The 3,491-nt window shown below is 75.5% G+C and carries 4 protein-coding genes; 3 read left to right on the top strand and 1 reads right to left on the bottom strand.

The features are described from left to right. The first annotated feature begins 58 nt into the window (after window positions 1-58). Genes ABD308_RS30465 through ABD308_RS30455 form a run of 3 tightly spaced genes read left to right on the top strand, consistent with a single transcriptional unit; the run spans window position 59 to window position 3,161 of the window. Window positions 59-1,342, top strand: a complete 1,284-nt coding sequence (locus tag ABD308_RS30465) for a hypothetical protein (protein WP_344342103.1) — start codon at window positions 59-61, stop codon at window positions 1,340-1,342. After that, window positions 1,339-1,854 carry a glycine-rich domain-containing protein gene (locus tag ABD308_RS30460; protein ID WP_344342054.1) on the top strand — a complete coding sequence of 172 codons (516 nt, stop codon included), beginning with the start codon at window positions 1,339-1,341 and terminating at the stop codon, window positions 1,852-1,854. The genes ABD308_RS30465 and ABD308_RS30460 overlap by 4 nt, the downstream gene beginning before the upstream one ends. Beyond that, the gene (locus ABD308_RS30455; protein ID WP_344342051.1) at window positions 1,851-3,161 is read left to right on the top strand and encodes an MFS transporter; all 1,311 of its coding nucleotides are present in this window, start codon (window positions 1,851-1,853) and stop codon (window positions 3,159-3,161) included. Before ABD308_RS30460 ends, ABD308_RS30455 begins: the two co-directional genes overlap by 4 nt. 92 nt (window positions 3,162-3,253) lie before the next feature. Here the strand turns inward: ABD308_RS30455 and ABD308_RS30450 are convergent. Next, the coding region (locus tag ABD308_RS30450; RefSeq protein ID WP_344342048.1) for a carbohydrate-binding protein at window positions 3,254-3,491 on the bottom strand (238 nt) is incomplete at its 5' end.

The following is a 3,491-nucleotide window of genomic DNA, read 5'->3' as shown; positions in this document are numbered from 1 at the left end:
CCGGGTCGGAGCGGCCCGGGGCCCGCACGCCCAGGTGACCCCACCGACCGGAGGTGACATGAACGGCCAGCCGACCGCCGACGTGGTCGACCGGATCAAGGACATCCCCCTCTACCGCGCCTCGATCGAGCGGGGACACTTCCCCGTGCTGGAGAAGTCCGAGATCGCCCGCGGCTTTCCGGACAACTGGATGACGCCCGGCCTCGCCGAGGCCCTCGCCGCGGGCGAGGCGGAGTTCGTGCTCTCCACGGGCACCAACCATGCCCGCATGCAGCTGATCCGGCCACCGTACTTCCTGCTGAAGTCCTACTACCGGCTGTGGAGCGAGCACCCCGACATCGCCGACACCTGGGCGGAGGGCTGCAAGCGGGTCTCCCTGACCACCGTCCTGGCCACCGAGCACGTGGCGCGGGTCAACGCCCGGAAGCGGGGCGGCGAGCCGGAGGCCCAACCGGCCCTGTCGGAGCGGTGGTTGGACGAGCGCACCTGCTACCTCAACCTCCGCCTCGACCCCGACCACTGGCAACGGGCCGACGTCGCGCGCATGCTCGCGGAGATCCGGGAGGCCGCCCGGGCCCACCCGCGCGGCCGGTACCACCTCGACTGCTCCTCCTCCCACCTCGCGCACCTGGTGCGCAAGGCCCGGGCCTGGGGCCTGTGGGCGGACTTCCCGCGCCCGGCCAGCATCGTGCACGCCTACGAGTACACCCCCGTGAACGTCGCCCGGTACCTGCGCGAGCACTTCGACTGCCCGATCGTCGACCTGTTCGGCAGCACCGAACTCGGCTACCTCTACTACAGCGACCGCAGCGGCCGGTACCGGCCGTACCTCGACGGGATGAGCGTCGAACTCCTGCCCGTCGCCCCGGGGAGCGGCATCCACGCCCTGATCGTCACCAGCGTGCGCAACCCCTGGATGCCGCTGGTCCGCTACCGCTCCGGGGACTGCGTCCGCACGCTCGACGGCAGCGCGGACCCCGGGCGCATCGCCCGGTTCTGCGGGCGGGAGAAGGAACTGCTCGACACCCCCGACGGCCCGGTCGCCCAGGGGGACCTCGACGAGGTGGTCGGCGCGGTCACGCCCCGGACCTTCCTCCACCGGCTGGACGTCACGGGCCCCGGGGAGCAGGCCGTGCTGCGCTGCACCACCTTCGACGGCGCCCCGTTGACGGCGGCCGAGGCGGACGCGACGGCCCGCGAGGCCGGACGGCTGATCGGACGGCCGTGCCGGGTCGAGCACCACGAGCACCTGCCGATCGGCGCCTCGGGCAAGTACGCCTGGCTCGCCGCCACCCCGACCCCCGCCCCGGCCGCCGGGGACAGCCACGGAGACGCCCGATGACCGCCGACCGACCCCGCGTCACCGCCGACGAACTCGCCTCCCTGCTCGGCCGGGACCTGCACGCCGAGGTGGTGGCGTACACCGCCGCGCGCACCGGCGCCGCACCCGCCGACGCCGAACGCCAGGTCACCGAGTGCCTGCGCTACCTCTACCTGGTCTCCCGCCACCGCGAGGAGCTCGCCGGCCTCTTCCTGCCGGTCGAGCAGGACATCGACGAGATCTGGCACTACCTCATCCTGCAGACCCGCGAGTACCGGGCCCTGTGCGAGGATCGCCTGCCGGGCCGCTACTTCGTCCACCACCGCGGCATCCCCTACGAGGCGTACCAGGAGGAGCCCGGCCGGGAGGCCGCCGCCGAGCAGGCGCTGCGCTGGATCCCGCTCTACTGCCAGGAGTTCGGGCCCTTCGACGAGGGAGCGCTGGCGCACTGGACCATCGTCCGCTACCTCCACGAGGAGCTGGGGATGCCGCTGGAGGAGATCTCGGCGCTGCGCCCGACGGCGGCGGCGTGACGGTCTCCCCGCAGGTCGCCGCGGCGGCCCGGCACCCGCCCGAACACCCGGCGCAGCGCCGGGTGCTGGCCGTTCTGGTCGTCTCCCAGCTGGTCAGCGGCGTCGGGCTGACCGCGGGCGTCGTGGTGGGGGCGCTGATCGCCGAGGAGATGCTCGGCTCGACCGGGCTGGCCGGCCTGCCCACCGCCCTGTTCACCGGCGGGTCGATGCTCGGCGCCCTGGGCATCGCCCGGCTCTGCCAGTCCTGGGGACGCCGTCCGGGGCTCGGCCTCGGGTACGCGGTCGGCGCGCTCGGCAGCGTGGGCGTGGTGGTCGCGGTGGTCGCCGACCAGGTCGCGCTGCTGCTGCCCGCGCTGCTGGTCTACGGTGCCGGCACCGCCACCAACCTGCTCGCCCGGTACGCGGGCGCCGATCTGGCCGCCCCGGAGCGGCGCGGCCGGGCCGTCAGCCGGGTGCTGCTCGCCTCGACGTTCGGCGCGGTGGCCGGGCCCAACCTGGTGGCGCTCGTCGGCGGGCCGGCCGAGGACTGGGGCGTGCCCCGGACGGCGGCGCCGTTCCTGCTGGCCGCCGTGGGGTACGCGGTGGCGGCCGTCGTGATCGGCGCGCTGCTGCGGCCCGATCCGCTGCGGTCGGCCCGGGCCGCGACCCCGCCGCCGGCCCCGGCGGAACCCGCGGAACCGGCCGGAGCGGCGGAACGGGCCGGAGCGGCGGGGCCGGCCGACCGCTCGCGGGCCCCGGGCGTGGCGACCGGCCTGTGGATCATGGTGCTCGCCCAGCTGCCGAAGGTCGCCCTGATGACCATGGTCCCGGTTCACCTGGCCGCCAACGGCCACGGCACCGGCGTGATCGGCCTGGTCGTCTCGCTGCACATCGGCGCGATGTTCCTGCCGTCCCCGCTCAGCGGCCTGCTGGTCGACCGCTGGGGAGCGCTCCCGGTGGCCGCCGTCTCCGGCGTCACGCTCGGCGCGGCCGCCCTGCTGGCCGGCCTCGCGCCGGCGGACTCGGTGCCGGTCCTGGCGGCGGCCCTGCTGCTGGCCGGCGTGGGCTGGAACCTGGGCCTGGTCGGCGGCACGGCCGTGGTCACCGCCGCCGCGCCGCCCTCCCGGGGCGCCGCGACCCAGGGCCTGGCCGATGTGGGGCTGTCGGTCGCGGGCTGCACCGGGGGTCTGCTCTCCGGCCCGGTGGTGGCGGCCGGCGGCTACGGCACGCTGGCCTTCGGCTGCGCCCTGGTGGCGCTGCTCGTCGCGCTCCCGGCGGTGCGGGCCGCCCGCACCGCCCGCACCGTGCCCGCCGGGAAGGGGCGGTGAAGCGGCGGTGAAACGGCGGCGGTGCCGCGGTCCGTCCCCCTCGACGAACCGCGGCACCGCCCTTATCCCGTCCCGGAGACGATCCGGTCCGCTCAGATCGCCTGCCAGAGGGCCGGGACGATGTTGGGCTCCCAGCCCACCTGGGCCGTGTGGCCCTGGAGGCACCGGTAGCTGGCCCCGTTCCAGGTGACGACGTCACCCTGCTGGTACGTGGTGCCCGGGGTCCAGGTGCCGCCGCCGGGGCCCGGGTCGGAGCTGACCACCAGCGAGTAGCTGCTGGTGTGGGAGACCGAGCCGGTGCCGGTCACGGTCAGGTTGTACGTCCCGTTC

Origin of the sequence: Kitasatospora putterlickiae (genome assembly GCF_039527695.1) — a bacterium.
GTDB lineage: Bacteria > Actinomycetota > Actinomycetes > Streptomycetales > Streptomycetaceae > Kitasatospora > Kitasatospora putterlickiae.
This window is presented reverse-complemented; position numbering and strand designations above follow the sequence as displayed.